Here is a 22,678-nt window from a genome sequence, read left to right as displayed (position 1 = left end):
TACGTTCTCGGTGGCACGGGGCCTGCGCCACTCGTAGATAACCCAACACTACCGAGGAGTTATCAAACTGTTCGACGACTCACCCACGTGGCCGCCCACAGCCGCTCCAGTCGCACAATCGGCGCGCGAGACGCCGGACTCGGTCTCCTGAGCCTCGTCTCGGTCGCGCTCACCGTCGTTGCACAGGTCGCGTGGATGATTGCCTTCGACGCCTCGGGGCTGGACGCGTACGCACCGTACCCGCTGTTCATGCACGTCCTCCCCGCACTCACGGTCGCACTCGTCCCTGCGGTCGCTGTTCGGTACTACTACACACTGAAGACCGCTCTCCTCGCAGGCGTCGCTGTCCTCGCTGCGAGTGCTGTCCTCTCGACGGTCACCGTCCGGCTGTTCATGTTGTGAGTGGCCGGACGCTGACCCCGCCGTCTGCGCGTCCGACTTCGATGACGCTGCCGGAGCGGTGTCGACGCGCCGTCCGGCGGCCTCGAATCGTCGAACTATCTGCGTCCGTTTTCGGCTGCCACGTACGCTTAACTACGTTCCCCGAGTAGCAGACCGACGATCAAGGATGTGTCCCCGACCGACTCCCCCTCCACGAGACGACCCTGCAGTTTCGGTCTCGGCACTCACGAAAACCTACGCGGGCGAATCAGGGCGCGTCACCGCCGTCGACGGTGTGTCGTTCGACATCGAGTCCGGGCAGATTGTCGGACTGCTCGGCCCGAACGGCGCTGGGAAGACGACGACGGTCAAAACTGTCCTCGGACTCGTCACACCCACGAGCGGCTCGGTCTCCATTCACGGCGTGCCCGTACACGAAGCCCGGTCACGCGCGTACGACTACGTGAGTTCCGTTCTCGAAGGCGCGCGCAACGTCTACTGGCGGCTGAGCGTCCGTGAGAACCTCGCGTTCTTCGCCGGCCTCCACGGCATCGACCCACGGGAACGCACCGACAGGCACGAAGCGATTATCGACACGCTCGGACTCACCGGGAAAGCGGACGAACCGGCACAGAACCTCTCCCGCGGCATGAAGCAGAAAGTCGCCCTCGGCTGCACGCTCGCTCGTGAAACGCCCGTCCTCTTCCTCGACGAGCCGATGCTCGGCCTCGACGTGGAGACGACCCGCGACCTCCAGACCGAACTCCGACGCCTCGCCCGCGACGAAGACAAGACAATCGTACTCACGAGCCACGACATGGACGTCGTCGAAGCCGTCTGCGACCGCGTTATCGTCCTCAGTGACGGCACCGTCGTCGCCGACGATTCCGTCGACAACTTACTCGACGTCTTCCAGTCCCAGTCGTACCGCGTCCAGCTGACTGGCACTCCGCCGGCGCACCTCCGAGAAGCGCTCGACGCCCGCTTCCGCGTGCTCGACTGGCGGACCGACACCGGCGACGCGGCGTTCGACGTTGCGCTCGCGGGGAGTGCAGAGTTCTACGAGTGCGTCGACGTGCTGCGGGCGGCAGACGCGACCGTCCGGTCGTTCACTGAAATCGAGCCCGACCTCGAAGACGTCTTCGTCGACCTGACTACGGCCACCTCACTGCCACCAGAGGAGGCGGAGCCATGAACCGGCATCTCGTCCTGTTCCGCGTGATTGCGGGTAAATCGGTGGCACTCTCGCGTCGGTACTTCGTGAACACCCTGATGGGGTTCGTGACGCTGTACGTGTTCTTCGCACTCGTCTTCTTCGGCGGGCAGTTCGTGGCCGCAGACCTGATTTCGCGGTCAGTCGGGCCGCTCGTCGTCGGCTACTTCCTCTTCACGATGGCAGTCTCGGCGTACGCCGACCTGACACACGACCTGACCGACGAGGCGCAGTGGGGGACGCTGGAACAGTTGTCGATGTCTCCGTTCGGCTTCACAGAGGTCGTGGCGGTGAAGACCGCGGTCAACCTCCTGGGAACGTTCGCGACCGGCATCGCCCTCCTCGTGTTGATGATGCTGACGACGGGGACGCGGCTATCTGTCGCACCGCTCTCACTCGTCGTGCTCGGGCTGCTGACGCTGCTCCCGGTCGTCGGGCTCGGATTCGCCTTCGGAGGGATGGCGCTCGTCTACAAGCAGATCGAGAAGGTGTTTCCGCTGGTGCAACTCTCGTTCGCTGGCCTGATCGCGCTGCCAGTCGAGGAGCACGCGCTGTTGAAACTCCTCCCGATGTCGCTGGGGAGTCACACAGTGCAGCGCGTGCTGACAGACGGACTCCGCCTGTGGGAACTACCGGCGTTCGACCTCGTGTTGCTGGTCGGGCAGTCGGGCGTCTATCTCGCGATTGGACTGCTCGTATTCCGGGCGGGAACGGCGAAAGCACGCGAACGAGGCGTCCTCGGACACTACTGACCCGGGCGACGACAGCACCTGAGAGTGGTCCGGGAAGCACTCTGTGGCGTCCGCGAATGCTCTGCCTACCCGCGCTGGTCGAGAATCATGTCGACGATGTCGCCCGACGACAGCACCTCGTCGTCGTAGCGTTTCTCGCGGGACGAGGCGCGCTCGACGGTGCAGTCGACGCCGCGCTCGGCGAGCTCGGCTTCGATTGCTGCTTCGTCGTGGTGCTGGTCGAAGCCGAGCGCGATGACGTCGGGGTCGATGTCCTCGATTGGCGCGAAGATGTCCTCCGGGTGGCCGATGCGGGCCTCGTCGACGGGGTCGAGAGCGGCGACGACGTCGCGGCGCTGGCGGTCCGGCAGCACCGGCGGTTCCTTGTGGGTGACGTTCGCGCGCCGGGCGACGATGACGTGGAGTTCGTCGCCCATGCCGGCGGCGTCCTCCAGATAGTGTACGTGGCCGGGGTGAACCAGGTCGAACGTGCCCTGTGCGACGACCCGTGTCATTCCCGTCTCAACTCCTTGTCGATGTCCGTCTGCGTGAAGTCGAAGAACTCCTCGTCGTCGGGGAGGTCGACGTCCAGCACGTCCAGCGTCGTGGGTTCGCCCTCGCTGTCGAACGCCCGCCAGCAGTCCCGTCCGTAGGGGTGGCCGAGGATGACGTGGACCTGCCCCTTCCCGAACATCGCCCGGTCGGCGTCCGAGGGCGCGAGCACGCCGTTCGGGTGCGAGTGGATGCTCCCGACGTTCCGCAGGTCGTTGGGGACCTGTGAGGAGCCGAACGTCGCGCTCACGGGGTTGGTCTCTGTGCCTGGCACGACGAGCACGTCCGTGACGACGTAGCCCTCGTCCTCGCGGAGGTCGAGGTCTTTCGCCGGCGTGGCGCGCAACAGGCCGAGGTACTCGTCGGGGTGGGAGTCCTCGGCGGCCTCTCGCGCGAACTCGAGTGCGTCCGTCGCGATACCGAGCACGGACGGCCGCCCACCGAACAACATACCTCGAAGTCCACGCCCGCGAAAGTTGAGCGTTCCGACTCCGGTGTGACGGCGCGGCGACCCGACGCCCCACCCGCCAGCCGACGCGAGAACGAACCTCGCAGGAGTTAAACCCGGCGGCACCAATCCCTAGGCAAGATGACTGACGCCACCGTGGACGGCGAGGCCGAAGGGCCGACCGTCGTCCGCCTCCGCCCCTCCTGTACCACACAGGAGGTCGACGCCGGCGAACACTACCACGCCACCGTGAACGGCGTGGTGGAGTACGGCGCGTTCGTCGACCTCTCCGAGCACGTCTCCGGCCTCGTCCACGAGTCCACGTTCACTGGCGACCCCGACCTCTCGGTCGGCGACGACGTGGTCGTCCATCTCACGGAAGTTCGGGACAACGGCGACCTCAGCTTCGAGCTCGCCGACCTCGACGACTTCGAGACCGTCGAACGCAGCCACGCCTACGACCGCACCGCCGCCGCCACCGTCGGCGACCGCGTCGGCGACACCGTCCACGTCGAGGGCGAAATCGTCCAGATCAAGCAGACCGGCGGCCCGACCGTCTTCCGCGTGCGCGACGAGACCAGCGCCGTGCCCTGTACCGCCTTCGAGGCGGCCGGCGTGCGCGCCCACCCCGACGTCGAGGTCGGCGACATCGTCCACGTGAAAGGCGAAGCCGAGGAGCGCGAGGGGACCTTCCAGGTCGAGGTCGCGACACTAGACGTCCTCGAAGGCGGCGAGGCGGCCGACGTGGCGCGTCGGCTCGACGCCGCGTTCGCCGAGCAGGCCGACCCGGTCGAGACGGAGACGCTCGTCGACTGGCCCGCGCTCGAACAGCTCGTGCCGGACCTCCAGTCGGTCGCGCGCACGCTCCGCCGCGCCGTCCTCGAAGGCCGTCCTATCCGGATGCGCCACCACGCCGACGGCGACGGCATGTGCGCGAGCCTCCCGGTGCAGTACGCGCTCCGACAGTTCATCGAGGACACCCACCAGGACGACGACGCCGCCCGCCACCTCCTCAAGCGCCTGCCGAGCAAGGCTCCCTACTACGAGATGGAAGACGCCACCCGCGACCTCAACTTCGCGCTGGAGGACCGCGCCCGCCACGGCCAGAAGCTCCCGCTGCTGCTCATGCTGGACAACGGCAGCACCGAAGAGGACACGCCGGCGTACAAGACGCTCGACAACTACGACATCCCCATCGTTGTCGTCGACCACCACCACCCTGACCCCGAAGCGGTCGACCCCCTGGTCGACGAGCACGTCAACCCCTACCTGCACGGCGAAGACTACCGCATCACCACCGGGATGCTCTGCGTCGAACTCGCGCGCATGATCTACCCCGGGCTCACCGATGACCTCGAACACGTCCCCGCGGTCGCCGGGCTCTCGGACCGCTCGAAGGCCGACGCGATGACGGACTACCTCGACCTCGCCCGCGAGGCCGGCTACGACGAGGACTTCCTCCAGCAGATGAGTGAAGCCCTCGACTACGAGGCGTACATGCTGCGCTACGACCACGGCACCCAAGTCATCGCGGACATCCTGAACGTCGACGGCGACGAACAGCGCCACCGCGAACTCGTGCCGTTCCTCGACCGACTCGCAGACGACGCCGTCGAGGACCAGCTCGACGCCACCGAGAGCCACGTCGAACACGAGCGCGTCGCCAGTGGCGCGAACCTCTACCGCATCGACGTGGAGAACCATGCTCACCGCTTCACGTACCCCGCGCCCGGCAAGACGACGGGCGAAATCCACGACCGCAAGGTCGAGGAGACCGGTGAGCCGGTCATCACCATCGGCTACGGCCCGGACTTCGCGGTCCTCCGGTCGGACGGCGTGCGCCTCGACATCCCGACGATGGTCGAGGACCTCAACGACGAACTGCCCGGTGCGGGCGTCTCCGGTGGCGGCCACCTCGTCGTCGGCTCCATCCGGTTCGTGCCCGGGATGCGCGAGCGCGTCCTCGACGCGCTCATCGAGAAGATGGCCGAGGCCGAACTGGACGACGACCTCCGCAGCGCCCCGCAGCGGTAGCGCAGTCGTAGCACTCCGAATCAGGCTTCGAAGTCGATTCTCGACGCTGCCGCGACGCCAGCCAGCGCCGCTGCTCCGACCACTGCACCCAGTCCTACTTGGAGCCGCCACGCGCCGCCCCGCCAGTCCGCGCGGAACGCGCGCCGGTAGTAGTCACCGACTGCGGGGTCCTCGACGACCAGTATCACTTCGCGGTTCTCCGTGGCGGCGTGGTCGTTCCAGTTCAGGCTGCCGACGACGGCCTGCTCGCCGTCCACGACGGCACCCTTCACGTGGACCTTCTCGAAGCGCGACCGGGGGTCGACGAGCTTCGCCTCCAGGTCCAAGCCTTCCGCGGTGGCGATTCGGTTCAGGCGCTCCGTCGTGTTCCGGTTCTCCGCCTCGTTGTACCACCGCCCGGAGAGCAGCACGCGAACCCGGACGCCGCGCCGGGCGGCGTCGATAGTCCAGTTCGTGAACGCGCCCCCGGGGTTGAGCCGGGGCTGTTCGACCAGCAGCGATTCGTCTGCGGACTCGACGAGCTCTCGGACGCCCGTCCGTGCGTTCTCGGGCGCGAGCAGCACCTCGACGCGTTCGGCTCGCGTCTCGACCGGCGGGAACCGCGTCGGGTAGGAGTCGTTCGCCGGTGTTCCGTCGACGGTCGTGAAGTTCTCGCGGACGGCCTGCCACGGCTTCGCGTCCGGCCAGCCGGTGTCCGCTCGGAACACGTCGGCGAGGTGGGCTGCGACCGTCGCGTCGTCGACGGCGACCCCCCAGCCGCGGTTGCCGTGGCCGCCGGTTCCGGACGGCTTCCAGTTCTCCGAGAGGACGACGGCGCGGTCGTCGGCGACGGCGTACTTCGCGTGGTGGAAGCTGTACCGCGCCCGCTCGCCGTCGAGGACGCGCACGTCGACGCCCGCTGCTCGGAGCGCGCTCAGTCGCTCGCCCTCTGGACTGGGTGCGCCACCCGCCACGCCTCCTTCCACGAGCACGCGCACGTCCACGCCATCGCGTGCGGCGTCGGCCAGTGCGCCCGCGACGCGCGTCGACGTGAACGTGTAGCCGGCGAGGTAGAGCCGGCTCTCCGCGGAATCGACGACGTCAAGCGGCGGGCCAGCGTCGTCCGGGAGCGCGAATGCGGACACCGAGACGTTCCTCGCGGTCGTCGGCGCGAAGTCCGTCGCGCCCAGCGGCGTCCACTCGTCGCCGTCCCACTGTTCCGCCGTCGGCGCGTCCTCGTAGGCGAGGGCGTCGACGGTCCGGTTCGGGGCTCGGAGTTCGACCCGCTCGCCGGCGTTCGACAGCGAGAGCGTGCCAGACAATCCGACCACGGGGTGTGTGGTGCGGTTGCGGGCGTCCGCCGGGTCCGTCGACAGCGCGACCGTCCCCGAGAGCGTTCGATTCGGCAGGGCCGCCGACGAGTCCTCGTCGGCGACCGTCCAGCCAGTAGTGTTCGTCGGCTCGGCGAACTCCACGACGACGAACTCGCCCGCGTCGCCGTCGCTGGCGGGATTCGGAGCGACGCCAGTGATTGCCGCCGACGCGAGCAGCGCCGCGACCGCGAGACGCACGAGCACGACACGGGGTGGTCCCGCGCTCGCACTTGAACCTACGCGTCGCTGTCGGCCGGGACGGACGGGGAGAACGAGCGGCTACGCGGTCGCTTCCGCGGGATCGTCGTCGAGCGCCTCGGCCGCGGTCGAGGCCTCCTGCTCCACGAGGAACGACCGGTCGTCGGCGTACTCCGCGGCCGCCGACAGGGCGTCCTCGGTGCCAATCTGGACGAGCGCCCACGCGGCCGACGCCCGCACCGTGTCGGAGCCGTCGTCCGCGAGCACGTCCGAGAGCGGCGCGACGGCCCGCGTGTCACCGATGAGGCCGAGCGAACGCGCGGCCTGACTGCGCACGTCGGAATTGTCGGCGACGAGCTGGTCGGCGACCAGCTGCGTGCTGTCCTCGCTGCCGATTTCGCCGACGGCCTTCAGCGCGGTCGTCCGGAGGTTCGGGCTGCCCTCCTCCTCGACGTAGTCCTCGACGTGTTCGAGGCCGTCCTCGCTGCCGATCTTCCCGACAATCTCGATGGCCGTCGTGTCGCGGCGGGCCGCCCGCTGGCCGACCTCGTCGAGGGCCGCCTCGTTGCCCATGCGGACCAGCGACTCGAGGCAGTGGCGCTCCATGAAGTCGGAGTCGCCGAGGTGCTCCAGACAGAGCAGGACCATCTCGACGTTCCCGCGTTTCTCCCACTCCTTCAGTGCGGTCCACTCCGGCGGGAAGTCCTTGTGCTTCTGCCCGATGACGTCGTAGTAGCCCTCCGCGCGGAGCTTCTGGCGGACGGAGAGGTCGTCCCACTCTTGGGCGTCCTCGACGCCGGTGTCGAGGCCGTCGGCAGCCTCGACGAGTTCGGCGACGGTCTCCGCGTCCTCGTCGGCGTCGAGTGCAGCCGCTTCGACGGCGTCGACGACCTGGTCGAGGTCCGCGCGGAGCGCAGCGGCGTCCGGGTCGCTGGTCGCCGCGAAGCTCTCGTCGAGCGCGTCGGCCGCGTCGTCGAGGAAGGCCGCGACCGCCTCGGCGAGGTCGGTTTCGCCCTGCTCGGTCCAGCGCGTGGACTCGATGGTCGACTGCGCCTCCTCGACGGTCTCCACGACGTCGCTGGCGTACGGACCGCGCTGTTCTTCGAGGCCGTCACGGAGCTCCGAGAGCCGGTCCTGCAGTTGCTCCTCGCGGCTCTCTTCGTCCTCGTCTGGCTCCGGGAGGTCAGCCGCCTCGACATCGGCTTCGACGGCGTCGAGTTCGGCTTCGACCTCGTCGAGGTCGGCCTCGGTCTCCGCCGCGTCGAGGTCGGCCTCGGCGTCGTCCAGCCGGGACTCGAGCGTGTCCGGGTCGACGGCGCTCTCCGTCTCGCCGGCCTCTTCGGTCGTCTCCTCGGGTTCCTCGTCCCCGTCGCTCATGCAATCAAATTCCGCCAGCGCGCCTATGAGCGTTTCCCTTCGGACCGCCGCGAGTCCGCTACGTCGACCGCCAGTAGAACCGCGGGGAGAACAGGAGGTACGCGGCGGCCCACGCGAGCAGCGCCTTCGGGAACACCCGCGAGAACTGCGTCGGCGCGAGCACCGCGCCTGCCTGCACGGCACCCATCGCGAGCGCGTCGCGGGCGAGGAGGTCCGGGTACTCGACGGTCGACACCATCAGCACTGTGAGAACACCGAGTCCGGCGACGACGAGTCCGGGCGCGTCCAGTCCGGCGAGCACGCCCGCGGCGAGCAGCGTCGCGGCGAGCGTCGTCTGCACGCCCTCGGTGTGGTCGTTGCCCGTGTCGTAAGCGGTGTAGAGACCGAGCCGGACGACCCCGGCCGCGACGAACAGCGCGCCGACCGCGACGGCAGCGAGCCCCGTGGCCGTCTCCGCGCCCCAGGCGTCGTGTGCGACCACCACCGCGATGAACGCCGGCGCGACGCTGAACGACGCGACGTCCGCCAGCGAGTCGAGGTGTTCGCCGACCGGCGTCGACCCGAACTCGCGAGCCACCAGGCCATCCAAGCCGTCGGCGATGGCCGCCAGCAGGACGACGCGAGCGGCCAGGGACACGTCGACGGTCACCGCGACGATGGCGACGAACCCCAGCGCCGCGTTCGCCGCCGTCACGGCGTCTGCTAGTCCCAACCGACCGACGAAACGGGGACCCATACGCTTCGGCCAAGACGAGGGGCGTTCTTACGTGTTTACATCCGCCGTTCTCGGCGGCCGGGAACGGACCGCGCCGATTAAATGCGCGACACACTGACTGTGACGCATGCAACGTCGGGCGTTCATCGCTTCCGGCGGCGGACTCGCCGCCACCGCACTCGCCGGCTGCATCGGGCCGTCGCTGGCGGACTCCGACTACGACATCGGGATGGCGTCGAACGCCTTCATCCCTCAGGATCCAGTGGAGGGCGAGGGACAGCCGACCCACGCGGCGTCTGTCGGCGACACCGTCGTCTGGGCGAACAGCGGCTCCCGCAAGCACACCGTCACAGCCTACGAGAGCGGCGTCCCAGACGGCGCGGACTTCTTCGCCTCAGGCGGCTTCGACTCCGAGTCAGAAGCCCGGGAGGCGTGGGAGAAGAGCCTCAACGGCGGCGGGAACATCGCCCCGGGCGAGACCTACGAGGTCACCTTCGACGTCCCCGGCGAGTACTACTACTTCTGCATCCCCCACGAGGGTGGCGGGATGCGCGGGAAGATTCTCGTCGAGGAGTAGTCTCTGGAGAGTGAACGCTTGTCGGTCGGCACTGCCGTTAGCGAACTGCTGAAATGTGAGAACGTCGGGAGTCGCTACTCCTCGTCGTCTTCGTCGACGTCGACGGCAGTCTCCTCCTCCTCGTAGACCTCCTCGGGGTGGGCTTCGAGGGTCGCCTTCTCGACTTCGACGCGGCGCAGCGGGTAGATGGTGTTGGCCTCGTCGTAGATGGCCGACGACAGCCGGCCCTCGATGACGGAGTCGATGAGCGCCTCGAACGTGCGCTCCTCGCCCGCTTCCTCCACGAGGTCGATCATCGTGCGGCGGATGGCCTTCTGCTGGCTCTGGTCCGCCTGCTTCGTCGTGTACGCGACGGGCTGAATCTTGACGCGGTAGTCGTCGGTCGTCAGCACCGTGATGGTGACGGCGACCTTCGACGAGCCGCGGCGCACCAGACTGCGCTGGTAGTCCCGCGTGAGCTCGTGCTTGACGAACTCGGTCGACGCGGTGTCGCTGCCGACGTCCGAAATCTGGAACGTCAGCTTGACGTTGTTCTCGCCGCCGTCTCGGATGTCCGAGAGCGTCGTCTGAATCGTTCGGTCGTATACCTGTTCGGGTTCTTCCGCGAGTGTCTCACCGAGTTCCGCCCGGTCGAACTCCTCGGGCGCAAGCACGGTGTACCACCGCTTCTCCTGGTTCTGCTTTGAGACGGATCGTTCGCTCATGATTGGTGTGTGGTGTGTCGGTCTGCTGTCTCTGCGACTTCGGCTGCGACGGTGAGGTTCACGACGTAGTCGTCGACCGTGGACTGGAGGCCAGCGGTGTCGCCGCGCTCGACGCGCGTCACGACGCTGCCGTCCTCGACTTCTGTGCTCATCTCTGCGGTGTTGTCCGGGCGGACGCTGGCCGCGACGAGGTCGGGGTCCGCGACATCGGTGCGGACCGTCGCCGTCCGGGTCACAGCGCACCCCGCACGGTCTCGACGAGGGCGTCCTCGTCGTCGGTCTCGGTCGCGGCGAGCCGGCTCGTCCCCACTGCGTCGGGGAGGACCGCGCGGGCGTCCGCGTCGGTCGTCGCGAGCGCGGCGGCCCCGTCGCCGACCGCGAGCACGGCGTCCTCCTCGGCCCGGTAGTCCCGGACGAGGCGGGCGACCGTCGGCTGCGAGTCGGCCGCGTCGACGACGACCACGCCCCGGTGGCGGGCCAATTCGGCGACGCGAACCGTCTCGTGTGCGTCGCGGGCGTGTGCCCGCCACGCCTCAACGACGTCCGTGCGGTCGGCGGCCCCGAGCGCGAACGCGACGCCGAGCCCGGGCGAGTCCCAGGCAAGCGCCGCGAGCACGTCCGCGTACCCTTCGACGGTCTCGAAGACCGAGTCCGGGGTCGCGTGCGGCCGCAGCCCAGCGGCCACGGCGTCGGCCGCCCGCTCGCTCGCGTCCTCGGTCGCGTCGAGTGCGACCACGGACGCCAGCCGGCGGCGCGCGCTCTCGTCGAGCCCCGGTGGGAGCCCGAGTTCCGCGAGGGTCGCCCCTGCGGCCTGCTCGTCGCCCGAGAACGACGCGTGGAACAGCGTCGAGTGCGCCAGCCCCGCGGCCAGGTCGGCAGTCGGCACGCCGACGCCCGGCCGTCGGTCGAGACCAGCGGCCTCCCGAACGTCGCTGGACGGCTCCACACCGTCGGCGACCGCGCCGGCGAACGCCAGCACGGGGTCCGGGTCGCCGCCGGCCTCGCGGACCAGCGCAAACGCGTCGTTCGCCACGTCGTCGGTCACGGACGCAGCCGCGTCCCCGCTCTCGATGCCCACGGTCACGTGAGACGCAGTGCTGTCGTCGAACGAGCCCGGCGCGCTCCGAGCCACCCGCACCTGAAACGGTACGGCGCGCTCGTCGCACGCGTCGGCGAGCATCGCGGCAGCCGCGACGCTCCCGCCGGTCGGTGCCGCCGTCACGCGGACGAACTCCGCGTCAGACAGCACCGACGCCGCGTCGGGCTCGCTCGCGACAGCGCTGCGTCCCGTCGTCGCCATCTATTCGAGGAGTTCCTTCGCTCGCTCGTGCGAGTACGTGAAGTCCTCGTCGAGCTCGTCGCCGCGGTAGTAGTCCGCGAGGCGACGGATCTTCGACTGCGTGTTCTGGAGCGCACGCTTGTTCTGGTGGTCCTGACCGTTCTCCTCCACGTGCTCGTACAGGCGCACGGCCTTCTCCAGGAGGTTCCGGAAGTCCTCGGGGAGCTCCGGCTCCGCGTCGTGCTCCTCGAGAATCTCGGTGACCTTCTTCCCGGTCGCCAGCTTGACGTCGGGAATCGGCGTGCCCTGCACGCCCTCGTCGCGCAGCTTCAGGCCGATCTGCGAGGGGTCGTGCCCCTGCTCGGCCAGCTCCACGACGCGCTCCTCGATGGCGTCCTCGTCTACGTCGCTCCACTCCGGCGGTTCGTCTGCCGTCGGGCGGTCCGAACCACTCGAACCGCGACGGCGCGTATGCATTCGTGCCATTGTTCGGATTGGAACAACACGAGACGCTGCCGGCACCGGGTGGTGCCGCGACACTACCGCAGTCCCAAGCCCGCCAAGCGGCGGGCACGTCGGATCTACGGCCGTGCGTTCCCTACCACTGCCCAGATGGGCCGGCAGGTAAAACGTTTCCATCCGTCCAGCCCGCTCCCGAATCGCGGGGTTTATCAACGACCCCCGGCAACGAATTGATGCGTTCGAGGGCTCGTAGATCAGTGGTAGATCATCCCCCTGGCACGGGGAAGGCCTCGGGTTCAAATCCCGACGAGTCCACTCCCACTTCTTCGCCGTAGCTGGTCCCCAAGCGACGGCTGTTTCCAGCCCTGTCGCTCCAAATTCCTGTTTAGAGTCGCCGCAACCAACTCGCGCAGGGATCGGAGAGGAACAGCCGGGAGAACTGACCCTCACGCTATCCGGCGGTTGGGTTGAGGGAAATGCCGGCTTTTCCGGGTGGTCGGCGTGAGCCTCGCGACGGTCCGGTATTCGCGAGGTCGGCGAGTCCACTCGCTCACTGTCTGCCCGGCCTGCGGCTACGAATTCTCGAAGAACGAGGACCGCTACCACCACCTTGGCGACCACGATCCGGAGGACTTCGGCCTGAGCCCACTCGGTGAGACGCGTCCGGACCACGACGCACCCCTCTTCGGGGGTGGTCGCGGTGGCGAGTGAGGAAGTGCCGGCCGTCGAGTTCGTCACGGCCGCCGAACTGCGGGAGTTCCGTCTCAGAACTGTCTTCGTGAGAGGGTTGTTGTCGGCCCTTTTCAGATGTATTATTATACAACGTCAGATTAGGCAGCGTGGAGTGAAACAGATTATCGCAACTATCGGTCTCGCCATGTTGCTCGCCACTGCGGGTTGCATGGGTGGAGGAACGTCTACGGATACGACAACTGCGATGACGACTGACGCATCAACACCGACAGCCGCACCGACGAGCGCCACGACCACTGCGGCACCTGTTGAGACTGTCGAGAAAGCGCCGTCCACGGAACCGACTGGGGCGAAGTCGTTCCAGACCGGGAACAAGACGGGTATCGCCAGCCGCACCGTCTCTGGTGATACGTTCTTGTTCTACTATGATGAAGCGGACGAGCACGCGCTGGTGAAGCTCGCTGACGTGAGCACTCCGCCGTTGAACGAGTCCGAAGTTACGCCTGCCGACTACGGCTATCACGAAGCGGCCAACGAGAGCGAAACACAGGCACACAAGAAGGCGATTGTGGGGTACGGGTACGATGCAGCCTCGGCTGTAGAGAATGACCTGAACCGGATAGGTGGTGCCCCGACTATCGTTCATACTGACCGGACGACCGAGAACGGGACGCCTCTCGTGTACGTCTACTTCGAGAACGACAACGGTGAGAAGGTGATGTTCAACGAGTACCTCCTCCAGCAGGGCATGGCTACACTGACGAACTCCGACTCCCCGTACGCAGATGCACTACAGGCTGCGGAGACGACTGCTCGGGAGAACAACGTGGGTCTCTGGGCACACGACGACGCCAACGAGAGCAACGAGCGTTCGGTGTACTAGCTGATTCAGATATCCACCACCTCCCCGTTTAATTGTCCGATGAGAGGCGGAGCGCGCGCTTCCTATGAGAGCAGACGCGTCTGACTTTTCCTGTGAGTGGAGACAGCGCTGGACTGTGGGTGGCTCAAGAGACGAAGCCCGATATTACGGACGCAGACAATCCCGATTGTAGCTTGTTCCGTTCCGCGATGCTCGCCGCCGCCGTGCCACCGAAGCGTCGGCAGCCTCGATGCCGGCCGCCGCTCGTGGGCGAGGGCTTCGACGCCGCGTCCCCGAATCCGATACGCCGCGAACACGTAGTAGCCGCCCTCGAGCTGTAGCTGCTCGTGGTAGTCTCGATACAGCTTGAACGTCCCGGGCTGGCCGTCGGCGTGCTCGTGCATCGCGGACTCGATCTCGCGTTCCTCGCCACCCGACCCGTCGGCGTCCACTCCACTACCCGTCACCCGCCATCGGAGAGCGGACGCTCACGACGGCTGTCAGACAGTGTCGAGGTGCGGTCGAGTGCGACCGTCTGTGGTCCAACTGTCGGCCAGATAGCGGGATGCAGCGGCTGAGAACGGGCGTTGCGTTGAAGCACCCGGATACTCGAAGTTCGAGTACGATGGCTCTGAAACGGTTCCCGGTGGTTCTCGGTGTGGTTGTCGTCCTCCTCGTCGCGTCCTTGGCCGGATGTGTCGGTCTCGAGGACTCGTCGACGGCCCAGGAGACCACCACGGCAGCGCCGCAGACGACCGCAGGCGAGTCGCCGTCGGCGGACGTCATCGAACAGCACGCACTCAGCAACAACACGTCCGTCGAGAGCGTCACCGGGACGGTCACAATCACGACCGGGACCGGCAACGGGACACAGACGATGGAGGCGAACGTCTGGCAGGTCCCGCCGAACGACGTGCGCTACGAGTACGTGTCCGGCCCGAGCGAGGGGACGCTGCTCGTGTCGAACGAGTCGACGTTCTGGATGTACAACGAGACCACGAACACCGCCCGCCGGTTCCAGTACGACACCGGGCTCGCGGAGAACCTGACGCGAGCGTTCCAGAACCTCTCGTCGGAGTTCACCGCCGAGTACCAGCGCGAGGAGACGGTCTCCGGCCGGGAGACGTACGTGGTGTCCGTCCAGCCGCCGAACGGGACACTCGGCAGCGTCGCGAGCAACCAGACGGTCTGGCTCGACCAGGAGAACTGGTTCCCCGTGCGGACGCAGGTGACGACGACGGTCGGCAACCAGACGTCGACGTCGACGATCACGTACTCGAATCTCACCTACAACGCGACGATTCCGGCCGACCGATTCACGTTCGAGCCGCCGACGAACGCGACCGTAGAGAATGTGACGCTCCCGGAAACGAGGACGTTCGAGTCGGTCGATGCGGCGGCCGCATCAGTGAACTTCTCGGTCCGCGAGCCGACCACGCTCCCGGACGGCTTCGCTCTGCAGAACGTCACAACCACGCAGTCGGGTGCGACGACGGCCGTGTCGCTGACATACGCGAACGAGTCGTCGACGCTGCGGGTCAGCCAGTCCACGGCCACCGGGTCGGCGACGCAGGGCGAGAACGTGTCCGTGGCCGGGTACGACGGGTCGTACGTGGAGTTCGGCGAACGGGGGATTCTACAGTGGCGGACTGACCGGTTCACGTACTCGGTGAGCGGGCCGTTCTCGCGGTCGACGCTCGTCGCAGTCGCGGAATCGCTCCACGAGTGACCGTCGCCCGCTCGGTCGGGGACAGGCCCTCGGTGTTCGGTCGCCCCGTCTGACGGCGACCGAACGGACCGCGAGTCGACTCAGTCGTCGACCGACGCGGTGTCGTTCGACGACTCCGACCCAGTGGTCGCGTCGTCGCGGTCGCGAGCCTCGAACTGACCGACGGTCGTGGCCAGCGAGTCGGCGCGCTCCCGCAGTTCGTCCGCGCTGCGCGCGATTTCGGCGACGGACGCGGACTGCTCTTCGGCGGCCGCGGACACCTGTTCGGCGTCCTGCGTGACGTTCTGACTGATGTCTGCGACCTCGTCGACGCGGCGGACGACGCTCTGGGTGGCGTCGGCCTGGTCGTCGGTCGCGTCCGCAATCTCCTGGATGCCGTGGTTGGCGTCCTCGATAGCGTCGACGGTGTCCTCGATAGCGTCGGCGGCCTCGCGGACAGTCTCGACGCCGGTGTCGATGTGGTCGCTCGTCGCGCGGATGTCCGAGACGGTGTCGTCGGTCTCCGTCTGGACCGCTTCGATTTCGGACTCGATGTCGGCCGCGGCCTGCTTCGTCTCCTCTGCCAGACTCTTCACCTCGTCGGCGACGACGGCGAAGCCCTCGCCGTCCTTGTCGGCGCGGGCCGCCTCGATGTTCGCGTTCAGCGCGAGCATGTTCGTCTGCTCCGCGATGTCCGTGATGAAGTCGACAATCTCGCCGATGTCTGCCATGCGGCTCTGGAGTTCGAGAATCTGGTCGACGGCGTCCGCCGACAGCGACTCGATCTCCGCCATGTCTTCGAGGGCGGACTCGGCGGCCTCGCGGCCCGTCTCCCCGCGGTCGACGGCCTCTTCGGCGGTCTGCGCGACTGTCGTGGAGGACGCCGCGACCTCCTCGATGCTCGCGGACAGCTGGTCCATCTCGCCCGCGGCGGTCTCGAGGTCGTCGTGTTGCCTGATTGCGCCGTCGGCGATCTCCTGGATGCGTTCGCTGACCGTCTGGCTGGTCGTCTCGATCTCCTCGGCACCGGTCGCCACTTCGAGGGTGGCGTCGGCGACCTGGTCGGCGAACACCGCGACCTCGCCGACGGTGGCTTCGAGGCCGTCGAGCATCGCGTTGAACTCCACGGCGACCTCCCGCATCGCGGCCTCCTCGGCGTCCTCGTCGAGGCGCTTCGTGAGGTCACCGGCGGCGACCTCCTGCATCACCCCGCTGTACTCGGCGGCGCGCTTCTGGAGGCGCTGGCTGGCTTCCTCGGCGTCCTCTTTCGCGCGTTCGGCCTCGGCCTGTGCGTCTTCCGCGTCCGTGCGGAGCTCCTCGGCTTCCGCCCGCGCGGCTTCGGCGTTCTCGACCGCCTCTTCTGCTTCCTGGATGCGCTGCTGGAGCGAGACCCGCATGTCGTCGAAGCTCCCGTACAGCCGGCCGATCTCGTCGATGCGGCTCGTCGAGAGGTCGACGTCGAACTCGCCGGCCTCGATGCGTTCGGCGCGGTCCCGCAGGCGCTTCAGCGGGTCGACCGTGCGCTTCCCGAGGACGAAACCGACGACGGACAGCGAGACGACTGCGAGCAACACGAGCAGCCCGACGGTCTCGCCGACCGTGTCACGGACACTGAACGCCTGGGCCGTGTCGACACTCGTGACCGTCACCCAGTCGGTGTGCGGCACGGGCGCGAACGCGTACACGCGACCTCCGGAGACCGACGTGACCGGGGCTGCGGTGCCGTTCGCGTCCCGAATGGCCGCGAGGCTGTCACTGTGGGTGTCGGTGTCGAACTCGCGGTCGATGTTCAGGACCGTCTCGTCGTCGGTGTTCAGGATGGTCGTCTGTTTCGTGGAGTTCGGGTCCGTGAGCCGGTCGACCTGGCTCTGGATGCGCGTGACGACGACGAGGTACGAGCCGTCTCGTTTCGGCACCGAGCTGGCGAACGCCATCACGGGCTCGTCGTTGAGCACGGGCGACCGGTACGACCGCCTGCTCGACCAGACCTCGCTGTTGTTGCCGGGGCCTTCCGGCACGGACGCCGTCGTCCACGGAGCCTGGAGTTCCGAGAGGGCGCGCCCCTCCAGCGGGAGCTCCGTACTCGCCACGACCTCGTCGCGGCTGGCGTTCACGAGGTGCATGCTCACCACGTCGTCAGGGAGTAACTCGTCCTGTAAGAGGATGTACGCCGCCGCCTGCCGGTCACTCCGCAGGGGGTCGCCCTGCGAGATTGACCGCGTGTGCGTGCGCTGCTGTTCCACCCACGACCCGATGCCGTCGCCCTCGATCTGGCTGGTCTCCGCGAGCTGTTGCGTGGTCTGGCGCTCAACCGCGGCGGACGTCTCCTGGAAGGTGAACGCGCCGGCACCGCCGATGACGACGAGCACCGCGAGGAACGCGATGGCGAACTTCGCCGCGTACCGTCGGCGGACGAACCCGGGCGCGAGCCGGTCGAGCGCACCGGCGACCCGCGCGAGGATGCTGCCCGCCATCAGGCACCACCCGTCGGTGGAAGTTCCGATGGCACGTCGATGTCGCCGGCGACGACTGCCTGCCGTGACTCGGCGAGCGCGTCGCGGACGTCGTCGGGAATCGCCGGCTCCAGTGACGTGCCGTAGACGATACCGACGCCGTCGCGGTCGAGGCCGAGGGAGACGACCTCACCCACCGGCAGAGCGTCCTCGACGGTCGCGGCGACGGCGTCGTACACCGCGATGTTCACGCGTTTCACCATGCTCGCGAGTACGACGTCGGCGTACCGCGGGTTGCTGCGGGACTGGTCGGAGTCGACGCCGAGGGCGTACCGGCCGTGGGCCTGCGCTGCCTGGAAGACCCCGAGGCCGGCACCGCCGGCGGCGTGGTAGACGATGTCGGCACCGGACTCGTACATGTCCGCGGCGATGTCCCGAGCGCCCTGGGCGTCGTTGAAGTTCCCGAGGTACTCGGTGAGCACGTCGATGTCCTCGTCCGCGTACGCGACCCCCGCTTCGAACCCCGCCTGGAACTTGTGGATGAGCGGCTGGTCGACGCCGCCGACGAAGCCGACGGTGGCCTCCTCGGGGTTGGTCGCGCCGCCGCCGAGGCTCACGTCACGGGAGGTCAGCAGGCCCGCGAGGTGGCCGGCCTGGAACGAGCCCTTGTGCTCCTCGAAGACGTAGCTGGCGACGTTGTCGGCGTCGACGACCGAGTCCACGATCATGAACTGCTGGTCGCCGTACTCCGGCGCTGTCGCGGACAGCCCCTCGGCCTGGAGGAAGCCGATGCAGCAGACGAGGTCGTAGTTCGGGTTCGTCGAAGCGGCGAGCTCCGCCTGGACGTCCGCGAACGCGGGAACACTGCCGGGTTCGTGGTTGGTGTACTCGATGCCGTGGTCGAGGCGGGCGCGCTGGACGCCGCGGTTCGCCGCGTCGTTGAACGACCGGTCGTCGAGCCCGCCGAGCGCGTACACCATCCCGATAGCGGCGGCCGCGTCCTCGTCGACGGCCGCGGCCGCGGTGGGTGTGTCGCTCTCCCCTCCGCCGCTGTCCCCGTTGTTTCCTCCGATACCCCCCGTGCAGCCGGCGAGCGCCCCTGCGGCGGCAGCGCCCGCGCCTGCGAGCAGTTGTCGTCTCGTCGTAGCGTCGTTCACGGTCGCTCTCGCTCCAACGGACTGGGGCGGACGGTATAAGCTCAAGCCTCTGTTTCTCGCCTGTGATAACCGTACAGCCGCTCTCACGCGGTATCTTAGAGTATTTGACCAGTCTCGGAGTACAAATATTAGGGCGAGTCAGCGACGGGACTACTTGTGCAACTCGGTTCGTGTCGGATATTCGGGGGTGGTTCCGGTCATTGGTCCGTCCACCGACGACGACTGTGACTCGATACGGGAGCCACGCGCCGAAACACGGCGGACGACGGTTATAAAGGCCACTTGAATAGTAGGGCGTTGTCCCAGGATTCCGCATCGGTGGAGTCGTTTAACCGTCCGCAGTCCTGAGTCTCTGATGATGACTCGAGACACTCGACTCGACCGTCGGACAATGCTGAAATCTACGGGCGCGGCCGTCGCAGCCACGATGCTCGCCGGCTGTTCCAGTGGCGGGGATGGTGACGACGGTGGCGACTCCGAGAGTGAGGAGACGACGGCCGGCGACGACGGCGGTGACGACAGTGGCAGTTCCGGCGAGAACACCGTCGCAGTCTCTCCGGACGGCGACCTGAACTTCAAGCCCGAGGAACTCACGGTCTCCGTCGGCGACACCGTCACCTGGGACTTCCAGGCACCGTCACACAACGTCTCCGCGTGGCCGGACATGCAGGACAAGATTTCGATTCCGGACGGCGCTGAGGGCTTCGGGACGATGGAGAAAGGCGGCGAAGCCTTCGCTACCGTCGACGAGGGCACCACGTTCGAACACACCTTCGAGACTGCCGGCGAGTACACGTACGTCTGCACGCCGCACGCGGCGTCGGGTATGGTCGGCACCATCGTCGTCGAAGAGTAAGCGTCACCGCGACTCCCGCCAGAAACAGCAGTTCGTTTTTCCGCCGTCGACCGACTAGGCCGGGCTGGGCGTCTGGACCGTGGAGATGTACGCCGTCAGGTCCGTCGTGGAGATGAGGCCGACGACGGTGCCGTCCTCGTCGACGACGGGCATGTGGTGGAAGCCGTGTTCGACCATCGCGTCCGCGATGTCCTGAATGGAGTCGCCGACGCGCGCGGTCTCGACGTCGGCCGTCATGTAGCGTTCGACCGTCGTCTCGGCCTTCGGCTTGCTGCGAGCGACGATGTCGACGAAGTCGGTGGTCGTGAGGATTCCTTCGAGGTGGCCGTCGTCGTCGACGACGACGAGCGACCCGATGCCGTTCGAGAGCATGGTGTCCGCGGCGTCTTCGACGAGCGTGTCCTTCGTGGCCGTGTAGAGGTCGTCGGACATCAGCTGTCCCACGAAAATATCGTCCATGGTAGGAGTTCTCTGCGGTAGTTCCTTAAACGTTGCCAGCCCCGGCCGCGGCAGTATTCGCCGCAATAATGGAACCGCCGCGAATAATTATCAGATTCTCGAAACATACTTGGTGGGGTGCGTCGACACTCCGGTATGGACCGCCACCGGCAGTTCGAGACGCTCGCCGTCGGCCACGGCGAAGACCCCGCCGAAACGCAGCGCGGCGACGTGGTCTCCCCTATTCACCTCGCGTCCACGTTCGCCGCCCCCGAACTCGACACGGAGATGAGCCTCGACGACGTCGACCCCGACGCCGGCGAGTTCGTCTACTCCCGCCTCAACAACCCGACACGTCACGCGCTGGAGCGTCGCCTCGCCGCGCTCGAAGGCGGCGACCACGGCTTCGCGTTCGCGTCCGGCACCTCCGCCATCGCCACAGCCATCTTCGCCGCCGTCGAACCCGGCGACCACGTCGTCGCCTTCGACGACCTCTACGCCGGCACCCGCCGCATGCTCGAAGCCCTCTTCCGGGATTCGCTGGGCGTCGACGTCTCGTTCGTGGACGCCACCGACCCCGACAACGTCGCCGACGCCATCCGTCCCGAGACGACGTTCGTCTGGATGGAGACGCCGACGAACCCCCTCATGAAGCTCTGCGACGTCGAAGCAATCGCCGACATCGCCGACGACGCCGGCGTCCGCTTCGGCGTCGACAACACCTTCCTCAGCTCCTACTTCCAGCAGCCTCTGGACCTCGGCGCGGACATCGTCGCTCACTCCACCACGAAGTACCTCAACGGCCACAGCGACTCGCTCGGCGGGGCGCTCGTCACCAGCGACGACGCCATCGCCGAACAGGTCGGCTTCCTCCAGCAAGTGGGGTTAGGAAACGTGCTCGCGCCCTTCGACGCCTACCTCACGCTCCGGGGGACCAAGACGCTCTCGCCTCGGATGCGCGACCACGAAGCCAACGCGCTCGCCATCGCCGAGTACCTCGACGACCACGACCAGGTCGCCGCCGTCCACTACCCCGGCCTCGACAGCCACCCGCAGCACGACCTCGCGGACGCCCAGCAGTCGGGCTACGGCGGCATCCTCTCGGTGGAACTGGAGGGCACTATCGAGGACGCCAAGCGCTTCGTCGACGCCCTCGACGAGTTCGCGCTCGCCGTCAGCGTCGGCGGCGTCGAGTCGCTCGTGGAGCTCCCGGCCGCGATGACCCACGAGCCGATTCCGAGAGCGGAACGCGAGGAGATGGGCATCACCGACACGCTCGTCCGGCTGTCCATCGGCATCGAGGCCGTCGAAGACCTCGTCGCCGACCTCGACCGCGGGTTCGACGCGATGACCCGCGAGACGGTCACGAACTGACCGCGGCAGCGCCGTCCGCACTCCCGCCGGTCGCCCGCAGCAGCCCACTCACCATCAGCAGCACGCTCGCCGCGAAGAAGGACCCGCCCAGCGGCGAGGACGGGTTCATGAACGCCCAGTAGGCGGGCGTGGCGGCCCCGCCGACGAACACCGACAGCAGCCCGTAGAACGCCGGCGCGCAGCAACAGCACGCCGTCGCGCCCGTCGTGGCCGCCATCCCGAGCGCGGACGTCGAGGAGTCGGCGTTCCGGCCGGCCCGGTACTGTTGGGCGACGACGCCGACGTTCAGCGCGACGAGGCTCCCGAGCAGCCCGAACAGCAACACGGTGCCGACGGAGACGAACCCGCCCATCGGCACCGAGGGGAAGACGAACTCGACGGCCGGCCACGCCACCAGCGGGTCGGCGACCGGCAGCACCATCACCAGCGCCTCGGTCGGTGCGCCCACGCCGGTGTCCGGGTTGAACGTCAGCGTACCCGCCGAGATGGAGAACACGGCGACGAAGACGACGCCCGCGCCGAGCCCGGCGAGCCGCGGGCCGCGGTCCGCCCGCAGGCTCTGGACGACCGCCCAGGCGTCCCGCCGGAGGACGTACGCGACGGCGAGGACGACGGCGACGACCAGCGTGTGGCCGAGCGGGTGGTAGACGCCGCCGTTCGGCATCGCGACGGGGTAGACGACCCACGCAGCCAGCAGCACGCCGAGCGCGGTGTACCGGGGTCGCTCCGGGTAGCGCGTTCGCCCGACGACGACGCTCCCGAGCGCCATCAGAGAGGCCACGGCGAGGCTCAGCGGCGGGTAGATGTCCGTCAGTCCGGGCGTCGTCTCCGCGACCACCTGGAGTTCCACGACGCCGATGAGTCCGAACCCGCCGACGACGCTCGCGGCGAGCGCGCCGACGGCGGCCTGCGTCCCCGAGAGGAGCCGTCGGCGGTACGCAGCGACGACGCCGGCGGCTGCGACGCCGCCGAGCGCGACCAGCGCGACGAGCAGCCAGTGCGGTGTCCCCGCGTGCGTCGTCCCCGAGTGGGCCGCCGCAGTGCCCGCGAGCGCGGCTGTCGCGCCGAGCGCACCGGTGGCCCTTGCAGCGTCCACGCGTCGAATCATTGCTGG

At 67.9% G+C, this 22,678-nt stretch carries 23 protein-coding genes and 1 tRNA gene; 10 read left to right on the top strand and 14 right to left on the bottom strand.

The annotated features are described in order from the left end of the window. Positions 1-87: 87 nt before the first annotated feature. The 3 genes from BMW35_RS03175 (at position 88) to BMW35_RS03165 (ending at position 2,346) form a co-directional block, all read left to right on the top strand. Positions 88-402 carry a hypothetical protein gene (locus tag BMW35_RS03175; RefSeq protein WP_089667952.1) on the top strand — a complete coding sequence of 105 codons (315 nt, stop codon included), beginning with the start codon at positions 88-90 and terminating at the stop codon, positions 400-402. Positions 403-676: 274 nt separating this feature from the next. Next, positions 677-1,576: an ABC transporter ATP-binding protein gene (locus BMW35_RS03170; protein WP_245708122.1), complete on the top strand. Its 900-nt coding sequence runs from the start codon at positions 677-679 to the stop codon at positions 1,574-1,576. Further along, positions 1,573-2,346 (top strand): ABC transporter, encoded by a 774-nt coding sequence (locus BMW35_RS03165; protein ID WP_089667950.1) that lies wholly within the window; start codon positions 1,573-1,575, stop codon positions 2,344-2,346. Before BMW35_RS03170 ends, BMW35_RS03165 begins: the two co-directional genes overlap by 4 nt. 65 nt (positions 2,347-2,411) lie before the next feature. Here the strand turns inward: BMW35_RS03165 and BMW35_RS03160 are convergent, their stop codons facing one another. Continuing rightward, the gene (locus BMW35_RS03160; RefSeq protein WP_089667949.1) at positions 2,412-2,840 is read right to left on the bottom strand and encodes an FAD synthase family protein; all 429 of its coding nucleotides are present in this window, start codon (positions 2,838-2,840) and stop codon (positions 2,412-2,414) included. Beyond that, positions 2,837-3,328: a JAB/MPN domain protein-containing protein gene (locus BMW35_RS03155; RefSeq protein ID WP_089667948.1), complete on the bottom strand. Its 492-nt coding sequence runs from the start codon at positions 3,326-3,328 to the stop codon at positions 2,837-2,839. Before BMW35_RS03155 ends, BMW35_RS03160 begins: the two co-directional genes overlap by 4 nt. Before the next feature lie 138 nt (positions 3,329-3,466). Here BMW35_RS03155 and BMW35_RS03150 point away from each other — a divergent pair, with 138 nt between their 5' ends. Continuing rightward, positions 3,467-5,359, top strand: coding sequence for a Hef-associated nuclease (locus tag BMW35_RS03150; protein WP_089667947.1), 1,893 nt, complete (start codon positions 3,467-3,469; stop codon positions 5,357-5,359). Positions 5,360-5,379: 20 nt separating this feature from the next. On the opposite strand, the gene BMW35_RS03145 is transcribed toward BMW35_RS03150, so the two are convergent. The 3 genes from BMW35_RS03145 to BMW35_RS03135 form a co-directional block, all read right to left on the bottom strand. Then, positions 5,380-6,915, bottom strand: coding sequence for a phospholipase D-like domain-containing protein (locus BMW35_RS03145; RefSeq protein WP_089667946.1), 1,536 nt, complete (start codon positions 6,913-6,915; stop codon positions 5,380-5,382). Positions 6,916-6,990: 75 nt separating this feature from the next. Further along, complete coding sequence (locus tag BMW35_RS03140) at positions 6,991-8,286, bottom strand: HEAT repeat domain-containing protein (protein ID WP_089667945.1); 1,296 nt, start codon at positions 8,284-8,286, stop codon at positions 6,991-6,993. A 58-nt stretch (positions 8,287-8,344) separates the two neighbouring features. After that, on the bottom strand, positions 8,345-9,022 hold the full coding sequence (locus tag BMW35_RS03135) for a protein sorting system archaetidylserine synthase (protein WP_089667944.1): 678 nt from the start codon (positions 9,020-9,022) through the stop codon (positions 8,345-8,347). 106 nt (positions 9,023-9,128) lie between these two features. Here BMW35_RS03135 and BMW35_RS03130 point away from each other — a divergent pair, with 106 nt between their 5' ends. Continuing rightward, entirely contained in the window at positions 9,129-9,578 is a 450-nt protein-coding gene (locus BMW35_RS03130) for a cupredoxin domain-containing protein (protein WP_089667943.1), read from the top strand. A 74-nt stretch (positions 9,579-9,652) separates the two neighbouring features. Here the strand turns inward: BMW35_RS03130 and BMW35_RS03125 are convergent, their stop codons facing one another. Genes BMW35_RS03125 through BMW35_RS03110 form a run of 4 tightly spaced genes read right to left on the bottom strand, consistent with a single transcriptional unit; the run spans position 9,653 to position 12,047 of the window. Then, on the bottom strand, positions 9,653-10,282 hold the full coding sequence (locus BMW35_RS03125; RefSeq protein ID WP_089667942.1) for a 30S ribosomal protein S3ae: 630 nt from the start codon (positions 10,280-10,282) through the stop codon (positions 9,653-9,655). After that, complete coding sequence (locus tag BMW35_RS03120; protein WP_089667941.1) at positions 10,279-10,518, bottom strand: KEOPS complex subunit Pcc1; 240 nt, start codon at positions 10,516-10,518, stop codon at positions 10,279-10,281. Before BMW35_RS03120 ends, BMW35_RS03125 begins: the two co-directional genes overlap by 4 nt. After that, positions 10,515-11,582, bottom strand: coding sequence for a hypothetical protein (locus BMW35_RS03115; RefSeq protein WP_089667940.1), 1,068 nt, complete (start codon positions 11,580-11,582; stop codon positions 10,515-10,517). The genes BMW35_RS03120 and BMW35_RS03115 overlap by 4 nt, the downstream gene beginning before the upstream one ends. Continuing rightward, positions 11,583-12,047 (bottom strand): 30S ribosomal protein S15, encoded by a 465-nt coding sequence (locus BMW35_RS03110; protein ID WP_089667939.1) that lies wholly within the window; start codon positions 12,045-12,047, stop codon positions 11,583-11,585. Between the two features lie 219 nt (positions 12,048-12,266). Here BMW35_RS03110 and BMW35_RS03105 point away from each other — a divergent pair. Next, positions 12,267-12,338: transfer RNA gene (locus BMW35_RS03105), tRNA-Ala, on the top strand. 385 nt (positions 12,339-12,723) lie between these two features. Beyond that, on the top strand, positions 12,724-13,599 hold the full coding sequence (locus BMW35_RS03095; RefSeq protein WP_143052138.1) for a thermonuclease family protein: 876 nt from the start codon (positions 12,724-12,726) through the stop codon (positions 13,597-13,599). Between the two features lie 62 nt (positions 13,600-13,661). Here BMW35_RS03095 and BMW35_RS03090 read toward each other — a convergent pair whose 3' ends face one another. Further along, positions 13,662-14,030, bottom strand: a complete 369-nt coding sequence (locus BMW35_RS03090) for a PD-(D/E)XK family putative nuclease (protein WP_143052137.1) — start codon at positions 14,028-14,030, stop codon at positions 13,662-13,664. 173 nt (positions 14,031-14,203) lie between these two features. Here BMW35_RS03090 and BMW35_RS03085 point away from each other — a divergent pair, with 173 nt between their 5' ends. Continuing rightward, complete coding sequence (locus BMW35_RS03085; RefSeq protein WP_089667935.1) at positions 14,204-15,307, top strand: DUF4367 domain-containing protein; 1,104 nt, start codon at positions 14,204-14,206, stop codon at positions 15,305-15,307. 80 nt (positions 15,308-15,387) lie between these two features. Here the strand turns inward: BMW35_RS03085 and BMW35_RS03080 are convergent, their stop codons facing one another. Beyond that, complete coding sequence (locus BMW35_RS03080; protein ID WP_089667934.1) at positions 15,388-17,760, bottom strand: methyl-accepting chemotaxis protein; 2,373 nt, start codon at positions 17,758-17,760, stop codon at positions 15,388-15,390. Beyond that, positions 17,760-18,719: a BMP family lipoprotein gene (locus BMW35_RS03075; RefSeq protein ID WP_394327260.1), complete on the bottom strand. Its 960-nt coding sequence runs from the start codon at positions 18,717-18,719 to the stop codon at positions 17,760-17,762. The genes BMW35_RS03080 and BMW35_RS03075 overlap by 1 nt, the downstream gene beginning before the upstream one ends. Before the next feature lie 568 nt (positions 18,720-19,287). Between BMW35_RS03075 and BMW35_RS03070 the strand changes: the two genes are divergently transcribed. Then, complete coding sequence (locus tag BMW35_RS03070; RefSeq protein ID WP_245708121.1) at positions 19,288-19,752, top strand: plastocyanin/azurin family copper-binding protein; 465 nt, start codon at positions 19,288-19,290, stop codon at positions 19,750-19,752. Positions 19,753-19,806: 54 nt separating this feature from the next. Here the strand turns inward: BMW35_RS03070 and BMW35_RS03065 are convergent, their stop codons facing one another. Continuing rightward, positions 19,807-20,211, bottom strand: coding sequence for a CBS domain-containing protein (locus tag BMW35_RS03065; RefSeq protein WP_089667932.1), 405 nt, complete (start codon positions 20,209-20,211; stop codon positions 19,807-19,809). 135 nt (positions 20,212-20,346) lie between these two features. On the opposite strand from BMW35_RS03065, the gene BMW35_RS03060 reads away from it, so the two are divergent. Further along, positions 20,347-21,564: a trans-sulfuration enzyme family protein gene (locus BMW35_RS03060; RefSeq protein ID WP_089667931.1), complete on the top strand. Its 1,218-nt coding sequence runs from the start codon at positions 20,347-20,349 to the stop codon at positions 21,562-21,564. On the opposite strand, the gene BMW35_RS03055 is transcribed toward BMW35_RS03060, so the two are convergent. Beyond that, a complete protein-coding gene (locus tag BMW35_RS03055) occupies positions 21,554-22,672 on the bottom strand; it encodes a hypothetical protein (protein ID WP_089667930.1) in 1,119 nt (372 codons plus the stop codon). The genes BMW35_RS03060 and BMW35_RS03055 overlap by 11 nt on opposite strands. Between the last annotated feature and the right edge of the window lie 6 nt (positions 22,673-22,678).

This window comes from Halobacterium jilantaiense (genome assembly GCF_900110535.1).
GTDB classification, from domain to species: domain Archaea; phylum Halobacteriota; class Halobacteria; order Halobacteriales; family Halobacteriaceae; genus Halobacterium; species Halobacterium jilantaiense.
The sequence above is the reverse complement of the archived record's forward strand: the minus strand, read 5'-3'. Positions and strand labels throughout refer to the sequence as shown.